Source organism: Pseudomonas edaphica (genome assembly GCF_965277385.1).
Classification (GTDB): Bacteria; Pseudomonadota; Gammaproteobacteria; order Pseudomonadales; family Pseudomonadaceae; genus Aquipseudomonas; species Aquipseudomonas edaphica.
The window spans coordinates 5851666-5870342 of record NZ_OZ255725.1; the positions used below are offsets into that span (position 1 = coordinate 5851666).

At 58.5% G+C, this 18677-nt stretch carries 17 protein-coding genes; 3 read left to right on the forward strand and 14 right to left on the reverse strand.

Annotated features, from left to right (window positions below):
• Positions 1-18 precede the first annotated feature (18 nt).
• The 11 genes from ACQY47_RS26710 to ACQY47_RS26760 all read right to left on the reverse strand — a co-directional run bounded on the left by ACQY47_RS26710 (position 19) and on the right by ACQY47_RS26760 (position 12381).
• Positions 19-693, reverse strand: coding sequence for a NuoB/complex I 20 kDa subunit family protein (locus ACQY47_RS26710; RefSeq protein ID WP_012724951.1), 675 nt, complete (start codon positions 691-693; stop codon positions 19-21).
• 10 nt (positions 694-703) lie between these two features.
• The gene (locus ACQY47_RS26715) at positions 704-1117 is read right to left on the reverse strand and encodes an NADH-quinone oxidoreductase subunit A (RefSeq protein ID WP_003219575.1); all 414 of its coding nucleotides are present in this window, start codon (positions 1115-1117) and stop codon (positions 704-706) included.
• A 641-nt stretch (positions 1118-1758) separates the two neighbouring features.
• A complete protein-coding gene (aceA, locus tag ACQY47_RS26720; protein ID WP_003219577.1) occupies positions 1759-3084 on the reverse strand; it encodes an isocitrate lyase in 1326 nt (441 codons plus the stop codon).
• Positions 3085-3580: 496 nt separating this feature from the next.
• Positions 3581-4318, reverse strand: a complete 738-nt coding sequence (locus tag ACQY47_RS26725) for a secretin N-terminal domain-containing protein (RefSeq protein ID WP_138453639.1) — start codon at positions 4316-4318, stop codon at positions 3581-3583.
• Positions 4319-4530: 212 nt separating this feature from the next.
• Entirely contained in the window at positions 4531-4953 is a 423-nt protein-coding gene (locus ACQY47_RS26730; RefSeq protein WP_017137513.1) for a GNAT family N-acetyltransferase, read from the reverse strand.
• Positions 4946-6112 (reverse strand): cupin domain-containing protein, encoded by a 1167-nt coding sequence (locus ACQY47_RS26735; RefSeq protein WP_017137512.1) that lies wholly within the window; start codon positions 6110-6112, stop codon positions 4946-4948. The genes ACQY47_RS26730 and ACQY47_RS26735 overlap by 8 nt, the downstream gene beginning before the upstream one ends.
• 85 nt (positions 6113-6197) lie before the next feature.
• A complete protein-coding gene (purB, locus tag ACQY47_RS26740) occupies positions 6198-7568 on the reverse strand; it encodes an adenylosuccinate lyase (RefSeq protein ID WP_017137511.1) in 1371 nt (456 codons plus the stop codon).
• A gap of 125 nt (positions 7569-7693) precedes the next feature.
• Positions 7694-8317, reverse strand: coding sequence for a high frequency lysogenization protein HflD (hflD, locus tag ACQY47_RS26745; protein ID WP_017137510.1), 624 nt, complete (start codon positions 8315-8317; stop codon positions 7694-7696).
• Positions 8314-9438 carry a tRNA 2-thiouridine(34) synthase MnmA gene (mnmA, locus tag ACQY47_RS26750; RefSeq protein WP_017137509.1) on the reverse strand — a complete coding sequence of 375 codons (1125 nt, stop codon included), beginning with the start codon at positions 9436-9438 and terminating at the stop codon, positions 8314-8316. The genes hflD and mnmA overlap by 4 nt, the downstream gene beginning before the upstream one ends.
• Before the next feature lie 59 nt (positions 9439-9497).
• Positions 9498-9944, reverse strand: a complete 447-nt coding sequence (locus ACQY47_RS26755; RefSeq protein WP_138453860.1) for an NUDIX hydrolase — start codon at positions 9942-9944, stop codon at positions 9498-9500.
• 211 nt (positions 9945-10155) lie between these two features.
• Entirely contained in the window at positions 10156-12381 is a 2226-nt protein-coding gene (locus ACQY47_RS26760; protein ID WP_169988260.1) for an NADP-dependent isocitrate dehydrogenase, read from the reverse strand.
• Positions 12382-12874: 493 nt separating this feature from the next.
• Here ACQY47_RS26760 and icd point away from each other — a divergent pair, with 493 nt between their 5' ends.
• A complete protein-coding gene (gene icd / locus ACQY47_RS26765; RefSeq protein WP_428553328.1) occupies positions 12875-14131 on the forward strand; it encodes an NADP-dependent isocitrate dehydrogenase in 1257 nt (418 codons plus the stop codon).
• A gap of 82 nt (positions 14132-14213) precedes the next feature.
• Here the strand turns inward: icd and ACQY47_RS26770 are convergent, their stop codons facing one another.
• Positions 14214-14495: a cold shock domain-containing protein gene (locus ACQY47_RS26770; RefSeq protein WP_428553331.1), complete on the reverse strand. Its 282-nt coding sequence runs from the start codon at positions 14493-14495 to the stop codon at positions 14214-14216.
• 224 nt (positions 14496-14719) lie between these two features.
• Between ACQY47_RS26770 and clpS the strand changes: the two genes are divergently transcribed.
• Positions 14720-15088 (forward strand): ATP-dependent Clp protease adapter ClpS, encoded by a 369-nt coding sequence (gene clpS, locus ACQY47_RS26775; protein ID WP_005789091.1) that lies wholly within the window; start codon positions 14720-14722, stop codon positions 15086-15088.
• A gap of 29 nt (positions 15089-15117) precedes the next feature.
• Entirely contained in the window at positions 15118-17388 is a 2271-nt protein-coding gene (gene clpA, locus ACQY47_RS26780; RefSeq protein WP_053256828.1) for an ATP-dependent Clp protease ATP-binding subunit ClpA, read from the forward strand.
• A gap of 236 nt (positions 17389-17624) precedes the next feature.
• Here clpA and infA read toward each other — a convergent pair whose 3' ends face one another.
• Together infA and ACQY47_RS26790 are read right to left on the reverse strand one after the other, a co-directional pair.
• Entirely contained in the window at positions 17625-17843 is a 219-nt protein-coding gene (infA, locus tag ACQY47_RS26785; RefSeq protein ID WP_002553999.1) for a translation initiation factor IF-1, read from the reverse strand.
• Positions 17844-17943: 100 nt separating this feature from the next.
• On the reverse strand, positions 17944-18651 hold the full coding sequence (locus ACQY47_RS26790) for an arginyltransferase (protein WP_017137504.1): 708 nt from the start codon (positions 18649-18651) through the stop codon (positions 17944-17946).
• Positions 18652-18677: the final 26 nt, after the last annotated feature.

Here is an 18677-nt window from a genome sequence, read left to right on the forward strand (position 1 = left end):
AAAAGAAGCGGGGCTGGATCAGACTTCGTCGGGGCTGCGCAGGTTGGTGACTGCGATTCGCTGTTCGCGGCGCTGTTCCTTTTGTGACGGCATCTCGGCGCGATAAACGCCTTGATCACCGACCACCCAGGAAAGCGGACGACGCTCCTTGCCAATCGACTCCTGCAACAGCATCAAGCCTTGCAGAAAAGCTTCAGGGCGGGGCGGGCAGCCAGGCACGTAGACGTCCACGGGCAGGAACTTGTCCACCCCTTGAACGACGGAGTAGATGTCGTACATGCCACCGGAGTTGGCGCACGAACCCATGGAGATAACCCACTTCGGTTCGAGCATTTGCTCGTAGAGACGCTGAATGATCGGCGCCATTTTGATAAAGCAGGTGCCGGCGATAACCATGAAATCCGCCTGGCGCGGTGATGCCCGGATAACTTCGGCGCCAAAGCGCGCGATGTCGTGGGGCGCCGTGAAGGCGGTGGTCATTTCCACGTAGCAGCACGAAAGGCCGAAGTTGTACGGCCACAGGGAGTTTTTACGCCCCCAGTTGACCGCGCCACTCAGCACGTCTTCGAGTTTGCCCATGTAGATGTTTTTGTGGACTTGATCTTCTAACGGATCGGAGACGGTTTCCCGTTCGCCGATAGGGTACTGATCGTTAGGAGCATCCGGGTCGATCCTGGTGAGATTGTATTGCATCGCCAAAGCCTCATTGTTTCAGCTTCGCTTGCCGCTTACGACGAGCTTCCGGAGCCCAGTCAAGGGCGCCCACTCGGAATAGGTAGACAAGGCCTGCCAACAGAATTGCTATGAAAACGAGGGCTTCGACGAATCCGGTCCAGCCGCTTTCGCGGACGGACACAGACCAGGCAAAGAGAAAGAGGGCTTCGATATCGAAGATCACGAACAGCATCGCGACCAGATAGAATTTGGCTGAGAGCCGCAAGCGGGCGCCACCTGTAGGCAGCATGCCGGACTCGAACGGTTCATTTTTGCTGCGGCCCCAGGCTTTTGACCCGAGGAGGCTGGAGACGCCGAGCATGAAGGCACAAAGGCCGACAACACCGAGGAGGAAAATGGCAAAGCCCCAGTTGTGGGCCATGAGTCCTGTCGCTTCGGTCATGCTGGAAATCCTTAACAGAGAGCAAAGGTCTCTGAGCTCGAAAAAGTAACGATGCAGTGACGATATGTCGCACTGCAATCAATCGCGGTGATTTTATGGCTAAACACCGGGCAAGTAAAATTCCTATAGCGAAATTATTCGATGGAATAAGCACATAGTGCACCTTCTTGGGGCTGTAGCCCTTGTGGGGCGGGGATTAGCGGGCATTTAATCAAATGTGTTTTGTTTAAGCGGTAAAGAAGTTTTCATCGGCTAAATGATAATGAATATTGTTTGCGCAGGATTTAAGCGAATGTTTCTCGTGTGGCGCGGGAAGTTGTTGTTACTTGCGTGATTGCTGCTAGTTGCTGGAGGGGATCTTTTAACCGATTTGATTCAGGCAAATAGCGCCCTGGGTCAATGTTTTGCGCAAAACCTTCAGGATCGACACGGTCGATGTGGGAGCTGGCTTGCCTGCGATGGCGGTGGGTCAGTTGAAAATCTGTCACTGACCCACCGCCATCGCAGGCAAGCCAGCTCCCACAGGTGAGGTGTGGTGTTTTCAAGCGGGCAAAAAAACGCCCCGAACCAGTCGGGGCGTCAGATCAAGCGGCAGTGCGGTTAGGTCTTCCGTGGGGCCGCACTGGCCGTTTACTCGCGACTTAGTGGAACTGCTCTTCTTCGGTCGAGCCGGTCAGCGCGGTCACGGACGAGGTGCCGCCCTGGATCACGGTGGTCATGTCGTCGAAGTAGCCGGTGCCCACTTCCTGCTGGTGCGCCACAAAGGTGTAACCCTTGGCGGCGTCAGCGAACTCTTGCTCCTGCAGTTTCACGTAGGCGGTCATGTCGTTACGGGCATAGTCGTGCGCCAGGTTGAACATGCTGTGCCACATGTTGTGAATGCCAGCCAGGGTGATGAACTGGTGCTTGTAGCCCATGGCCGACAGTTCGCGCTGGAACTTGGCGATGGTCGCGTCGTCCAGGTTCTTCTTCCAGTTGAAAGAAGGCGAGCAGTTGTAGGACAGCAGTTGGTCCGGGTATTCCTTCTTGATCGCTTCGGCGAAGCGACGCGCTTCGTCCAGGTCCGGCTTGGCGGTTTCGCACCAGATCAGGTCGGCGTAAGGCGCGTAGGCCAGGCCACGGGCGATCGCCTGGTCGAGACCGGCGCGCACTTTATAGAAGCCTTCCTGGGTGCGTTCGCCGGTCACGAACGGCTGGTCGTATGGGTCGCAGTCGGAGGTCAGCAAGTCTGCCGCGTTAGCGTCGGTACGCGCCAGGATGATGGTCGGCGTGCCGGCAACGTCAGCGGCCAAGCGTGCTGCGGTCAGCTTTTGTACCGCTTCCTGGGTTGGAACCAGTACCTTGCCGCCCATGTGGCCGCATTTTTTCACCGACGCCAGTTGGTCTTCGAAGTGCACGCCGGCAGCGCCTGCCTCGATCATGCTCTTCATCAGTTCGTAGGCGTTGAGTACGCCGCCGAAACCCGCTTCGGCGTCAGCCACGATGGGTGCGAAGTAGTCGATGTAGCCTTCGTCGCCCGGACCTTTACCGGCTTTCCACTGGATCTGGTCGGCGCGGCGGAACGAGTTGTTGATGCGCTTGACCACGGTCGGCACGGAGTCCACCGGGTACAGCGATTGGTCGGGGTACATGGATTCAGCGGAGTTGTTGTCCGCTGCCACTTGCCAGCCGGACAGGTAAATCGCCTGGATACCGGCTTTTACCTGTTGAACTGCCTGGCCGCCAGTGAGGGCGCCCATGCAGTTGACGAAATCTTTTTCGGGGCGGAAGGACGGCTTGGCACCCTGGGTGACCAGCTTCCACAGCTTCTCGGCGCCGAGTTTTGCAAAGGTGTGCTCAGGTTGAACCGAGCCACGCAGGCGGACGACGTCAGCAGCGGAATAAGCGCGGGTTACGCCTTTCCAGCGTGGGTTTTCAGCCCAATCTTTTTCAAGGGCTGCAATTTGCTGTTCGCGTGTCAGTGCCATGGGGAAAAACCTCGTCGCGTCTTGTTTGGAAAAACATCCGTTTTGCCAGCCGTGCATTCAATGCGTGGGCAGGGCTGCTCGCTGACCAGAAGCTTAGGCGGTCAAGTCGGGTTTGGCGGGGGAAGGCGACGGGGTAAACGCAGTGCGAGAGGGCGAGTTGAGCAGGTAAGGGCAAACTGCGAACAGTCTTCGGGCATCGTGGGCCTTGGTACGATCCATCAGTGTGTCGCCGGGTTACCTGGTTAGCTTCCGTCCCTCGGGACAACTTCGTTCCAGTCGCAACCAACGTCAAACACACCTTGTGGGCGGTACAGACACGAATCGGCTCAGGTGGGTAGCTTAGAGCGGCGATTCGAAGGCCCTTGCCAGGGCCTCTGATTAGCGGGAGCGAGGCCATCATGCACAGGCTTTTTTGGCTCGTCAAATGTTTTGTAGTGCTATTTTTCAGGCACTACATCTTTAGTCTAATGCGACTCGCCAGTCAGTTTTTGGTGCTTTAGTTCAGGGTGTCGACCTTGACCCGCAAAGTCAGGTCGTCACGGCCCTGGGTAGAGTAGCTGCGGGTTGTAGAGGATTTATCGGCCTGGGTCTCGCGATTGATACCCGCCAGCGGGATCCATTCGCCCAGGCGGCCACTGACCGTTGTGTCGGTACTTTGAATATTCACTACATCGGGACGTTCCTGGCTCATGCGGTCACGGTTGGTACTGATAGCCAGGTGTACGGTCTCGCCAGTGACACTGGCAGTCACGTAAAAGCCCTGGGTGACGTTGCGGTACTGGGTCTGGTTCTGCGGGCGGCCGTAGGCGTCAGGCTGCGTGGTGGTCAGTGGCACGCTCTGGCCGACCTGAATCAGTGCGGGCACGCCTTCACTGGCCTGGATCTGCTGGATGCCGCCGTCGCGGCTGGCAGTGCCGTAGCTGATGATGCGGGTTTGGCTGTCACCGCTGTTCTGCTGGTTGTTTTCGTTGCTGTCGACGGTGATCAACAGGCGCTTGGCGGGTGTGTCCAGTTGCGTGAGCAGGGCGCGCAGGTCCTGGATCTTGCCGGGGTCCGCTTTAACAATAAGCTGGTTGCCATAGGCGCTGACGGTGCCGTCCTTGCCGATAAAGTTCTGCGCGACGGGCAGCAGGTCGGCGCTGGTGCGGTTGCTCAGATTAACGACTTCGGTGTCGGCCATGGCGCAGGCGCTGGCAGTGAGGAGCAGGGCGGTGAGCAGGGTGCGTAGGGACATGTCCGTTATCTCTGCGAGTCAATTAGGCTTGATAGTGCCAGTTTGTCGGCCTGGCGGGTCGCAAGTTGAATCGTAGACGGCAAAATGCCCTGGCAGGCAGGGCATTTTGGGTGTTGCTGATGGCGCTATCGCAGGCAAGCCAGCTCCCACATTTGGAATGCATTCCCCTGTGGGAGCTGGCTTGCCTGCGATAAGGGCGACTCGATCTCGAATCAGCCCTCGCGCACCATATCAACGTGCGGAATCCCGACTTCAAGGAATTCGTCACTGACGATCTTGAAACCCAGCCGCTCATAAAACGGCGCCGCATACACCTGCGCACTCAGGAACTGCCTGGTCTGGCCACGTTTTTCGGCCTCGCCGATCACCGTTTCCATCAGCTTGTCGCCGACCTTCAGTCCGCGCCAGTCCTTGAGTACCGACACGCGACCAATCTCGCCGCTGGGCAGCAGGCGAGCGGTGCCAATCGGAAAATCGCCTTCGAATGCAAGAAAATGCATTGCGTCGGCGTCATCCGCATCCCATTCCAACTCTGGTGGAACCGATTGTTCAGCGATAAACACCGCCTCACGAATGCGCCGAATCTCAGCGATATCCTTTTGCCAGTCCGCGACACTTACGTGAATCTTATTCATCGGCAAATCCCAGGCTTCCTTGCTTGACCAGTTCGCACAGCAGGTCACGACCGTCTTCGTCGGCCAGCCAGGTGCCGAGGTTTTCGCTGTGCAGGGCGTCGGCCGAGCAGACCAGTTTCAACAGTTCGCGCAGTTTGCCTGGCAGATAACGGCTCTGGCCGCTGGCAAACAGCAGTACGTCATCGTCCACTTCCGACCACGCCATGCGCGCGCTCGGGTTGCGCACCAGAATCGCGCCGTTTTCCAGGCTGCTGATAAAGTCTTCTTCGCCCAATTCTTCACCGGCGACCAGTTCCGGGTAGCGCGGCTCGGTCATGAACTGGCCGAACCAGGTCAGCAGCATGCGCTCGTCGCTCATGTGCTCGGCCAACAGACCTTTGAGGCGGTCGAGTGCATCCGCCTGAATCTGGTGCGGGTCGCTGACTGGTTGGGCGTCGGCGTCCGTGTAGCGCTCTTCATCGGTCAGGTACTGGCTGAGGAAGTCGGTGAAGTGGGTCAGCACTTCGGCGGCGCTCGGTGCGCGGAAGCCCACCGAATAGGTCATGCAGTCATCTTCGGCGATGCCGAAGTGCGCCAGACGCGGCGGCAGGTAAAGCATGTCGCCCGGTTCCAGCACCCATTCTTCGCTCTGTTCGAATTCTGCGAGGATGCGCAGGTCGGCGTGTTGCAGCAGCGGGCTTTCGGAATTGCACATCTGGCCGATTTTCCAGTTGCGCTTGCCTTGGGCCTGCAGCAGGAACACGTCGTAGTTGTCGAAGTGCGGGCCAACACTGCCGCCGGGTGCGGCGAAGCTGATCATCACATCATCGATGCGCCAGCTGGGCAAAAAGCGGAAGTGCCCGAGCAATTCGGCAACTTCGGGTACGAACTGGTCGACTGCCTGCACCAGCAGGGTCCACTCACGCTCTGGCAATGTGCTGAACGCATCTTCGGCGAACGGGCCGCGGCGCAGTTCCCATGGGCGCTCGCCGTGTTCGATTACCAGGCGCGATTCAACTTCTTCTTCCAGGGCCAGGCCGGCCAGTTCGTCGGCGTCGATCGGGCTTTCGAAATCAGGGATGGCCTGACGGATCAGCAGCGGTTTTTTCTGCCAGTAGTCGCGCAGGAATTCGCGTGCCGTGATGCCGCCCAGAAGTTGAAGAGGAATATCAGGATTCATGTGTAACCTATTGAAAAAAAGCACTTTTAAGACAGGAATAAAAACGCCCGGCGCGGCCGGGCGTCTCAAGAGGGCTTGCGCTAAATCAGATGCGCTTGGCTTGGGCCACCGCATTGCCGATGTAGTTGGCCGGGGTGAGCAATTTCAGCTCGGCCTTGGCGGCGGCTGGCATGTCCAGGCCGTCGATGAAAGTTTGCAGCGCCTCAGGGCTGATGCCCTTGCCGCGCGTCAACTCTTTCAGCTTCTCGTAGGGGTTTTCGATGTTGTAGCGGCGCATTACGGTCTGGATCGGCTCGGCCAATACTTCCCAGCACGCATCCAGGTCAGCGGCGATCTTCTGCGCGTTGAGCTCAAGCTTGCTGATGCCTTTGAGGCTGGCTTCGTAGGCGATCACGCTGTGGGCAAAGCCCACGCCGAGGTTACGCAGTACGGTGGAGTCGGTCAGGTCGCGCTGCCAGCGCGAGATCGGCAACTTGCTGGCCAAGTGCTGGAACAGGGCGTTGGCGATGCCGAGGTTGCCTTCGGAGTTTTCGAAGTCGATCGGGTTGACCTTGTGCGGCATGGTCGACGAACCGATCTCGCCTGCGATGGTGCGCTGCTTGAAGTAGCCCAGGGAGATGTAGCCCCAGATATCGCGATCGAAGTCGATCAGGATGGTGTTGAAGCGCGCAATGGCGTCGAACAGTTCGGCGATGTAGTCGTGCGGTTCGATCTGCGTGGTGTAGGGGTTGAAGCCCAGGCCCAGCTCGTCTTCGATGAAGGCGCGGGCATTTTCTTCCCAGTCGATTTCCGGGTAGGCCGACAGGTGGGCGTTGTAGTTGCCCACGGCGCCGTTGATCTTGCCCAGCAGCGGCACGGCGGCGACTTGAGCGATCTGGCGCTCCAGGCGATACACCACGTTGGCCAGTTCTTTGCCCAAAGTGGTCGGCGAAGCTGGTTGGCCGTGGGTGCGCGACAGCATCGGCACGTCGGCGAAACGGATGGCCAGTTCGCGGATGGCGTCAGCGGTCTGGCGCATCAGCGGCAGCATCACGTCATCACGGCCTTCGCGCAGCATCAGGGCGTGGGACAGGTTGTTGATGTCCTCGCTGGTGCAGGCAAAGTGGATGAACTCGCTGACCTGGGCCAGTTCCGGCAGCTTGGCCGCTTGCTCTTTGAGCAGGTATTCGATGGCTTTAACGTCGTGGTTGGTGGTGCGCTCGATCTCTTTCACACGCTCGGCGTGCTCCAGGGAGAAGTTTTCCGCCAGGGTGTTCAATACAGCGTTGGCTTCGGCGGAAAACGCCGGCACTTCGCTGATGGCAGGGTGAGCGGCCAGGCGCTGGAGCCAGCGCACTTCAACCAGAACACGAGCACGGATCAGACCGTATTCGCTGAAAATAGGGCGCAGGGCCTGGGTTTTGCCGGCGTAGCGGCCGTCAACAGGGGAAACCGCAGTGAGCGAAGAGAGCTGCATGGGGTGTTCTCGGACAGTCGGGCAACGAAATGGGGCGCGTATCATACATGAAAAAATCCGCCGGTCCGTCGCCAACTGACCGGCGTATTACGCGTGAGGCTATAAAAAAAACGGGTCGCTGCGACTTATTCGTTGCGCATCAACGGGTAAAGCTCTTTGAGCAATTTGCGTCGGCTGATCACCAACTGCCAGCGATGACCGCCCAACTGGCGCCACAACCGCGCCGAACGAATGCCGGCCAGGAGCAGGGCGCGGATTTTCGAGGCGTTGTTCGGTTGTTGCAGGTTGCGCATGTCGCCGTGCACCTGGATGCGTTGGCGCAAAGTGCTCAACGTGTCCTGGTACAGCGCGCCACAGGCAGCAATCACGTTTTCGTGGGCCGGGCCGAAGTGCTCCACCTGGGACTGAATCTGCGGCAGGCGTTTGCCGATGGTTTCGAGCAGGTCGTCACGCTTGGCCAGTTGCCGTTCAAGGCCGAGCATCGACAGCGCATAGCGCAACGGCTCACGTTGCAAGGTGCTTGGGTCGCGCTCCAGGGCGCCGATCAGCGCGCGGTAGCCTTCGCGTAGCGCCAGATCATCACCGCCGTAGACTTCCAGTGTGTCCTTGGGGTCGCGAATCAGCAGGCTGCCGAGCATGCAGGTCAGGCCTGCCTCGGTCACCTGGCCGGTCTTGGCAATCTTGTCGACCAGCACTGCGGCGAGGAAAACTCCGCCGAGCGCCGTCAATTGCTCCTGGGTCGGGCTCATGCCGGGTTGCTCCAGGCTTCGGCGACTTCAATCACGCCGCCACCCAGGCAGATTTCACCGTCATAGAACACCACCGATTGGCCGGGCGTGACCGCGCGTTGCGGGTCATCGAACGTGGCGCGGTAGCCGCTGGCGGTTTTTTCCAGGGTGCAGGGCTGGTCGCTTTGGCGATAGCGCACTTTGGCGGTCAGGCGGCGTGGCGTGCTCAGGTCGATCGGGTTGACCCAATAGATTTCCGAGGCCAGCAGCGCGCCCGAGAACAGCAGCGGGTGCTCGTTGCCCTGGCCGACGACCAGCACGTTGTTTTCCAGGTCCTTGACCAGCACGTACCAGGGTTCTTCACCGGCGTCTTTAAGGCCGCCGATGCCCAGCCCCTGACGCTGGCCAATGGTGTGGTACATCAAGCCATGGTGACGGCCGATCACTTCACCGTCGGTGGTTTTGATCTCGCCAGGTTGTGCCGGCAGGTATTGCTTGAGGAAGTCGCTGAAGCGGCGCTCGCCGATAAAGCAGATCCCGGTGGAATCCTTCTTCTTGGCGGTAGCCAGGCCGTGTTTTTCGGCGATCTTGCGCACTTCGGGTTTTTCCAGCTCGCCGACCGGGAACAGGGTCTTGGCGATCTGTTCACCGCCCACGGCGTGCAGGAAGTAGCTCTGGTCCTTGTTCGGGTCCAGGCCTTTGAGCAGTTCGGTACGGCCATCGATATCGCGACGGCGCACGTAATGGCCAGTGGCAATCAGGTCGGCGCCAAGGATCATGGCGTAGTCGAGGAACGCCTTGAACTTGATTTCGCGGTTACACAGGATGTCCGGGTTCGGCGTACGGCCGGCCTTGTATTCGGCCAGGAAGTGCTCGAACACGTTGTCCCAGTACTCGGCGGCGAAGTTGGCGGTGTGCAGCTTGATGCCGATCTTGTCGCACACGGCCTGGGCGTCGGCCAGGTCGTCCATGGCGGTGCAATATTCCGTTCCATCGTCTTCTTCCCAGTTCTTCATGAACAGGCCTTCCACCTCATAACCCTGCTCCATGAGCAGAACGGCGGAAACGGAAGAATCCACGCCGCCGGACATGCCGACGATGACGCGCTTCTTTTGTGTGTCAGAAGGGGCTGGATCACGCATAGGGTTTCAACGGGTGTCTTGAAAAAGGACGCGATTCTAACAGGCTCACGCCCGCAAGGCTAAAGAGAAGGGCGGATCAATTCGAGGCTATGGCGCTGGCCGGCCAGATAATCATCGATACAGCGGATGATCAGCTCACTGCGCCAGTCGTCGCGCAGGGCCATCAGCTCCTCACGGGTCAGCCAGCGGGCGCGGACGATGCCTTCATCGAGCTGGTAGTCGGGGTGATGTTTCAAGGCCTTGGCGGTAAAACACACGCGCTGATAAGTCACGCCATTGCTGGGAGCGGTGTACAGGTAGATGCCGACAATGCCGGTGGCCTCGACGTCCCAGCCGGTTTCTTCGAGGGTTTCACGCACGGCAGCTTCGATGAGGGTTTCATGCGGGTCCAGATGGCCGGCCGGCTGGTTGAGCACGGCGCGGCCGCCCTTGAGTTCCTCGACCATCAGGAAGCGGCCGTTGTCTTCGACGAGGGTGGCGACGGTGATGTGGGGTTGCCAGGTCATAGGTGCCTCAATGTGTAGTGACTAAAGAAACTCGTTCAGTGTGGGAGCTGGCTTGCCTGCGATAGCAGTCTGTCAGTTGACCCAGATGCAGCTGAACCACCGCTATCGCAGGCAAGCCAGCTCCCACATTTGATCGGGGTTGTTCAATGAAATCGGGGGCACAAACAGAAACCCCGGCACGGGGCCGGGGCTTCTTTGCATCCTTACAACCTTACTTCAACTTGGCAATGGCCGCGTTGAGGGTGTTGCTTGGGCGCATGGCTTTGCTGGTCAGCTCCGGGTTCGGCGCGTAGTAGCCGCCGATGTCCACTGGCTTGCCCTGTACGGCGTTCAGCTCGGCAACGATGGTTGCCTCGTTGTCGGCCAGGGTTTTGGCCAGTTCGCCAAACTGCGCTTGCAGTGCAGCATCTTCAGTCTGTGCGGCCAGGGCTTGAGCCCAGTACAGCGCCAGGTAGAAGTGGCTGCCGCGGTTGTCGATGTTGCCGACTTTGCGCGATGGCGACTTGTTGTTGTCCAGGAACTGGCCAGTGGCCTGGTCCAGGGTCTTGGACAGCACCAGGGCTTTCGGGTTGTTGTAGGTGACACCCAAATGCTCAAGGGACGCGGCCAGGGCCAGGAACTCGCCCAGGGAATCCCAGCGCAGGAAGTTCTCTTCAACCAGTTGCTGCACGTGCTTTGGAGCCGAACCGCCGGCGCCGGTTTCGAACAGGCCGCCGCCGTTCATCAGCGGCACGATCGACAGCATCTTGGCACTGGTGCCCAGTTCCATGATCGGGAACAGGTCGGTCAGGTAGTCACGCAGAACGTTACCGGTCACCGAGATGGTGTCCAGGCCCTTGCGGGTGCGCTCCAGGGTGAACTTCATCGCGTCGACCGGCGACATGATGCGGATGTCCAGGCCTTCGGTGTTGTGGTCTTTCAGGTAAGCCTGAACTTTCTCGACCACCACGCCATCGTGGGCACGCTTAGGGTCCAGCCAGAAAATGGCCGGGGTGTTGCTGGCGCGAGCACGGTTGACGGCCAGTTTGACCCAGTCCTGGATCGGCGCGTCTTTGGTCTGGCACATGCGGAAGATGTCGCCGGCTTCGACAGCCTGTTCCATCAGCAGGTTGCCCTTGCTGTCGGTGACGCGGACTACGCCGTCAGCCTTGATCTGGAAGGTCTTGTCGTGGGAGCCGTACTCTTCGGCTTTCTTGGCCATCAAGCCAACGTTTGGCACGCTGCCCATGGTGGTTGGGTCGAAAGCGCCATTGGCCTTGCAGTCTTCGATGACGGCTTGGTAGATGGTGGCGTAGCAGCGATCCGGGATCACCGCCTTGGTGTCGTGCAATTGGCCGTCGGTGCCCCACATTTTGCCGGAGTCACGGATCATGGCTGGCATCGAGGCGTCGACGATGACGTCGCTCGGCACGTGCAGGTTGGTAATGCCTTTGTCCGAGTTGACCATGGCCAGGGACGGACGAGCGGCGTACACCGCCTGGATGTCGGCTTCGATCTGCGCTTGCTGATCGGCCGGCAGGGCCTTGATGCGGGCGTACAGGTCGCCGATGCCGTTGTTCAGGTTAAAGCCGATCTGCTCCAGCACGACAGCGTGCTTGGCCAGTGCGTCTTTATAGAACTCGGCAACGATCTGGCCGAACATGATCGGGTCGGAGACCTTCATCATGGTGGCTTTCAAGTGGACCGACAGCAGTACGCCTTGTTTCTTGGCGTCTTCGATTTCAGCGGCGATGAAGCTGCGCAGGGCATTCTTGCTCAGCACGGCGGTGTCGATGATCTCGCCAGCCTGCAAGCTGGTTTTTTCTTTCAGGACGGTAGCGGTACCGTCCTTGGCGATCAGTTCGATCTTGACGGCGTCAGCCGCTTCGATCTGTACGGCTTTCTCGCTGCCGTAGAAGTCGCCGTTGCTCATGTGGGCCACGTGGGACTTGGAGTCCGCAGCCCAGGCGCCCATTTTATGCGGGTGCTTGCGCGCGTAGTTCTTGACCGACAGCGGTGCGCGGCGGTCGGAGTTGCCTTCGCGCAGTACCGGGTTCACGGCGCTGCCCTTGACCTTGTCGTAACGTGCGCGGGTTTCTTTTTCCGCGTCGGTGGTTACGGTTTCCGGGTAGTCCGGCAGGGCGTAGCCCTGGGCCTGCAGTTCCTTGATCGCCGCTTGCAGCTGCGGGGTCGAAGCACTGATGTTAGGCAGCTTGATGATGTTGGCTTCAGGCGTAACGGCCAGGTCGCCCAGTTCGGCGAGGTGGTCCGGGATAGCCTTGGTGCCCAGTTGCTCGGGGAAGCTTGCGAGGATGCGCGCGGCCAGGGAAATGTCGCGGGTTTCCACGGCAATATCAGCGGAAGCGGTGAAGGCCTCTACGATAGGCAGCAGTGAATAGGTGGCGAGGGCTGGGGCTTCGTCGGTGAAGGTGTAGATGATCTTCGAGCGGGTGGGCATATTCGGATTAACTCTCTTCTTTGCTGAAAGCGTGCGCAGAAACTCGAGATGCGCCGGGTGGAGCGCGTTCGTTCAAAGTCATCCATGAGCGAAATGTCGAGGTTTCTTCGCGGTGATGTTGGGTTGCATCAGTCGAGCGTCAAGCGGGTGGACTATTGTATTAGTCCTGCTTTGTAGCGGAAGGCTTTGTTCTAGAGCGGTCCGCCGTCGTGACTCTTTGGTCAGCGGCGGCATTATACATAGGTCGCTATGCTTACGCCGAGCCTTCATACAAAAGGTGTGTCGTCCATTGGTCTAAAGGTCGCAGGGCCCAGACTGCGACCAAAGTCGCACGATGTGCTCAAGATTGGCGATTTTGTCTTTGCTTTCAGGCTTGTAGGCGACAAATTATGCTGTTTTCGATGCAAATGAGCATGGCGTGAGGTTTCAGTCGCCATTTATCTGGAGTAGGCTCGAACGCAGCCAGATGTTCAATCCATAGATGGAGTTCAGCATGGGATACAAGAAGATTCAGGTTCCGGCAGTCGGCGACAAAATCACCGTCAATGCAGACCATTCTCTCAATGTTCCTGACCAACCGATCATCCCTTATATAGAAGGCGACGGTATTGGCGTCGACATCAGCCCGGTGATGATCAAGGTGGTCGACGCGGCTGTTGAAAAGGCCTACGGCGGAAAACGCAAAATCTCCTGGATGGAGGTGTATGCCGGCGAGAAGGCGACTCAAGTCTACGACCAGGACACCTGGCTGCCCCAGGAAACCCTGGATGCGGTCAAGGATTACGTGGTTTCCATCAAAGGCCCGCTGACCACGCCGGTTGGCGGCGGCATCCGTTCGTTGAACGTGGCCCTGCGTCAGCAGCTCGATTTATATGTGTGCCTGCGCCCGGTGCGCTGGTTTGAAGGCGTGCCCAGCCCGGTCAAGAAGCCTGGCGATGTCGACATGACCATCTTTCGTGAGAACTCCGAGGATATTTACGCCGGTATTGAGTGGAAGGCCGGTTCGCCGGAAGCGATCAAGGTGATCAAATTCCTGAAGGAAGAGATGGGCGTCACCAAGATTCGTTTCGATCAGGATTGCGGCATTGGCATCAAGCCAGTGTCCCTGGAAGGTACCAAGCGTCTGGCGCGCAAAGCCCTGCAGTATGTCGTGGATAACGACCGCGACTCGCTGACGATCGTGCACAAAGGCAACATCATGAAGTTCACCGAAGGTGCCTTCAAGGAGTGGGCCTACGAGGTGGCGGCTGAAGAGTTCGGGGCGACCCTGCTCGACGGCGGCCCGTGGATGCAGTTCAAAAACCCGAAAACCGGCAAGAATGTGGTGGTCAAGGATGCCATTGCCGATGCAATGCTCCAGCAGATCCTGTTGCGTCCGGCCGAATACGATGTAATCGCGACCCTCAACCTGAACGGCGACTACCTCTCCGACGCCTTGGCGGCGGAAGTGGGCGGCATCGGGATTGCCCCGGGGGCCAACCTCTCGGACACCGTGGCGATGTTCGAAGCCACCCACGGCACGGCGCCAAAATACGCAGGCAAAGACCAGGTCAACCCGGGCTCATTGATTCTGTCGGCGGAAATGATGCTGCGGCACATGGGGTGGACGGAGGCGGCTGACTTGATTATCAAGGGCACCAATGGCGCTATTTCGGCCAAGACCGTGACCTATGACTTCGAGCGCTTGATGGAGGGCGCCAAGCTGGTGTCGTCTTCGGGCTTCGGTGATGCGCTGATCTCGCACATGTAAACAGCGGGCAAGAAAAAACCGGCCGTCTCTAATGGTTTGAGATGGCCGGTTTTTTATTGCAACCTGCTGGTTCAGTGGCGGATCAGGCCACGACTTTCTTTTCTTTTTTAGCAGCTGGGGTTGCGGGTTTTTCGTGTACTTCGGCGTTCACTGCATCGATGTTCACTGCGTGCAGTCCTTTCGGTCCTTCAATCGTTTCAAAACTGACTGCTTGGCCTGCTTTCAGCGTCTTGTATGCATCCATGTTGATTGCCGAGTAATGCGCAAAAAGATCTTCGTCGGGTTTCCCTTCCGCGTTAATGAACCCGTACCCTTTGGCATTATTGAACCATTTGACCTTGCCATTGATCTTGACGCCAGACATACCATATCCCTCTGCACCAGACTCCATCACTGGAGTATCATCCAGTTTATCCGTCCTAACCCGAATAAATAAGGTTGACTGCGCGGACCTTTTTTACCCACTGTGGGTTCTATTGGTTGTAACACCGTTTCGCCGATAGTCAAGGCGACCAACCGGTCAGTAGTTGAAAATCTGACAGGTCGCCCCCACCACTGTATTTGAACCACTGACGAACCTTTCTTTCCATGCATGCAAACAGCCAGATTCGACTAACATTCAATCAGGATCGCCCGGATCAGGAACACGATGACGACGGTTCTGCAGGCATTGCTGTCCAGGAGGCGAAGCCTGCTCTTCAGGCGCCGCCGATGTACAAGGTGGTTTTGTTTAATGATGACTACACACCGATGGATTTCGTCGTCGAAGTGCTCGAGGTGTTTTTTAACCTGAACCGCGAGCTGGCGACCAAGGTAATGCTGGCCGTTCACACAGAAGGACGGGCAGTATGTGGAGTGTTTACCCGTGACATCGCCGAGACAAAGGCCATGCAGGTCAACCAGTACGCCAGGGAAAGCCAGCATCCGCTACTCTGTGAAATCGAGAAGGACGGTTAACGCCGACCACTTGGGTATGAGGTGAAGCTATGTTAAACCGCGAGCTCGAAGTCACCCTCAATCTTGCCTTCAAGGAGGCTCGTTCGAAGCGTCATGAATTCATGACCGTCGAGCACCTGCTGCTGGCACTTTTGGATAACGAAGCTGCCGCCACCGTTCTGCGTGCGTGCGGCGCCAACCTCGACAAACTCAAGCATGACCTGCAGGAGTTCATCGACTCCACCACGCCACTGATCCCCGTGCATGACGAGGACCGTGAGACCCAGCCAACCCTGGGCTTCCAGCGGGTATTGCAGCGTGCTGTCTTCCACGTACAGAGCTCCGGTAAGCGTGAGGTCACGGGCGCCAATGTGCTTGTGGCGATTTTCAGCGAACAGGAAAGCCAGGCAGTGTTCCTGCTCAAGCAGCAGAGCGTTGCCCGTATTGATGTCGTCAACTACATCGCCCACGGTATCTCCAAAGTGCCAGGGCACGGCGATCATTCCGAGGGTGAGCAGGATATGCAGGACGACGAGGGCGGTGAGTCTTCTTCTTCGGGCAATCCACTGGATGCCTATGCCAGCAACCTTAACGAACTGGCGCGCCAGGGGCGGATTGATCCGCTGGTGGGGCGTGAGCTTGAGGTTGAGCGTGTAGCGCAGATCCTCGCGCGTCGTCGCAAGAACAACCCATTGCTGGTGGGCGAGGCGGGCGTGGGTAAAACCGCGATTGCCGAAGGCCTGGCCAAGCGCATCGTGGATAACCAGGTGCCGGACCTGCTGGCCAACAGCGTCGTCTATTCCCTTGACCTGGGCGCGTTGCTCGCCGGGACCAAGTACCGTGGCGATTTCGAGAAGCGCTTCAAGGCGCTGCTCGGCGAGCTTAAAAAACGCCCGCAGGCGATCCTGTTTATCGATGAAATCCACACCATCATTGGCGCCGGTGCGGCGTCGGGTGGGGTGATGGACGCCTCCAACCTGCTCAAGCCGTTGTTGTCGTCGGGTGATATCCGCTGCATTGGCTCGACCACGTTCCAGGAATTTCGCGGCATCTTCGAAAAAGACCGTGCCCTGGCGCGTCGTTTCCAGAAAGTCGACGTCTCCGAGCCTTCGGTTGAAGACACCATCGGCATCCTGCGCGGGCTCAAGGGGCGTTTTGAAGCGCACCATGGCATCGAGTACACCGATGAAGCGTTGCGCGCGGCCGCTGAACTGGCGTCGCGCTACATCAATGATCGCCACATGCCGGACAAGGCGATCGACGTGATCGATGAAGCGGGGGCCTACCAGCGCCTGCAGCCGGTCGAGAAACGCGTGAAGCGCATCGACGTGCCTCAAGTCGAGGACATCGTGGCGAAGATCGCGCGGATTCCGCCCAAGCACGTCAACAGTTCCGACAAGGAGCTGCTGCGTAATCTGGAGCGTGACCTCAAGCTGACCGTGTTCGGTCAGGATGCGGCCATCGACGCGCTGTCCACGGCGATCAAGTTGTCGCGTGCGGGCCTCAAGTCGCCGGACAAGCCGGTCGGTTCGTTCCTGTTCGCAGGCCCGACCGGCGTCGGCAAGACCGAAGCTGCGCGGCAATTGGCCAAGGCCATGGGTATTGAACTGGTGCGTTTCGACATGTCCGAATACATGGAGCGCCACACCGTGTCGCGCCTGATCGGCGCGCCTCCGGGCTATGTCGGGTTCGACCAGGGCGGCCTGCTGACCGAAGCCATCACCAAGCAGCCACACTGCGTGCTGTTGCTCGATGAAATCGAGAAGGCTCACCCGGAAGTCTTCAACCTGCTGCTGCAGGTCATGGACCACGGTACCCTGACCGACAACAACGGGCGCAAGGCGGACTTCCGCAACGTCATCGTGATCATGACCACCAACGCCGGTGCCGAGACTGCTGCGCGAGCCTCTATTGGCTTTACGCATCAGGATCACTCGTCCGATGCGATGGAAGTGATCAAGAAGAGCTTCACGCCGGAGTTCCGCAACCGTCTGGACACCATTATCCAGTTTGGTCGCCTCAGCCATGAGGTCATCAAAAGCGTGGTGGACAAGTTCCTTACCGAGCTTCAAGCGCAGTTGGAAGACAAGCGCGTGCAGCTTGACGTAACGGACGCGGCGCGCAACTGGCTGGCCCAGGGTGGCTACGACTCGGCAATGGGCGCTCGTCCAATGGCGCGTCTGATCCAGGACAAGATCAAGCGGCCACTGGCCGAAGAGATCCTGTTTGGCGAGCTTTCCGACCATGGTGGCGTGGTGCACATCGACCTGAAGGATGGCGAGCTGACCTTCGAGTTCGAAACCACCGCCGAAATGGCCTGATAGCTGATCGCAACACAGTAAAAAGGCGCCCAAGGGCGCCTTTTTGCTGTCTTGAATACGTTGGAGATCTACTGTGGGAGCTGGCTTGCCTGCGATAGCGGTGGGTCAGCTGAAGAATATTTTCCTGATAGACCGCCATCGCAGGCAAGCCAGCTCCCACAGGGATTTGTGGTGTTGAACAAAATTGCGCACACACAAAAACGCCCGGTATAACCGGGCGTTTTGTATTGACTTGCTTAACGAGCGCGGTAAGTGATGCGCCCTTTGCTCAAGTCATAGGGCGTCAGCTCGACGCGCACTTTGTCACCGGTAAGAATACGAATGTAGTTCTTGCGCATCTTGCCGGAGATATGCGCGGTTACGACGTGCCCATTTTCCAACTCCACACGAAACATGGTGTTGGGCAGGGTGTCGACGACAGTGCCTTCCATTTCGAAGCTGTCTTCTTTCGACATGCAGTAAAGCCCTCGGTATCCAGTGAATGGCCCGGTGCAACTGCGCCAGGCAAAAGCGGCGTGCATTGTGCCCGAAAAAGGGTGTTTAAGCCAAGGGGTTCTAGTTAAGCGTTACCCATCTTTGATTAATCAGTAGCTCAATGGGCCGATATTGGGTCTTGTAGTTCATCTTTTTGCAGTTCTTGATCCAGTATCCGAGGTACACCGCCTCCAGTTCCAGGCGCGCGGCTTCACCGATTTGCCACAAAATCGCAAAGCGCCCAAGGCTGCGGCGTTCTTCGGCCGGCTCATAGAAGGTGTAGACCGCCGACAGGCCGTTGGGCAGCAGGTCGGTCACCGCCACCGCCAGCAAGCGGCCGTCCAGGCGGAACTCATAGAAGCGCGAGAAGGGCAGGTCGCGCACCAGGAAGGTCGAAAACTGATCGCGGCTGGGCGGGAACATATCGCCGTCCGCATGGCGTTGTTCGATGTAGCGTTGGTAAAGATCGAAATATTCTTCGCTGTACTGCGGCTTGGTGGCCGTGACCGTCAGGTCGGCGTTACGTTTGAGGATGCGTTTCTGGTTGCGGTCCGGCAAAAACTGCGCAACCGGGATGCGTGCAGGCACGCACGCATTGCAGTTCTGGCAATGGGGCCGGTACAGATGATCGCCGCTGCGCCGAAAACCCATCTCTGAGAGGTCGGCATACACATGCACGTCCATCGGCTGGCTGGGGTCGAGGAACAGTGTGGTGGCCTGCTCGTCAGGCAGATAGCTGCAAGAGTGAGCTTGAGTGGCATAGAACTTCAAGCGTGCCAGCTCGGTCATGATCAACCCTCGGGATAAGCTTTGAA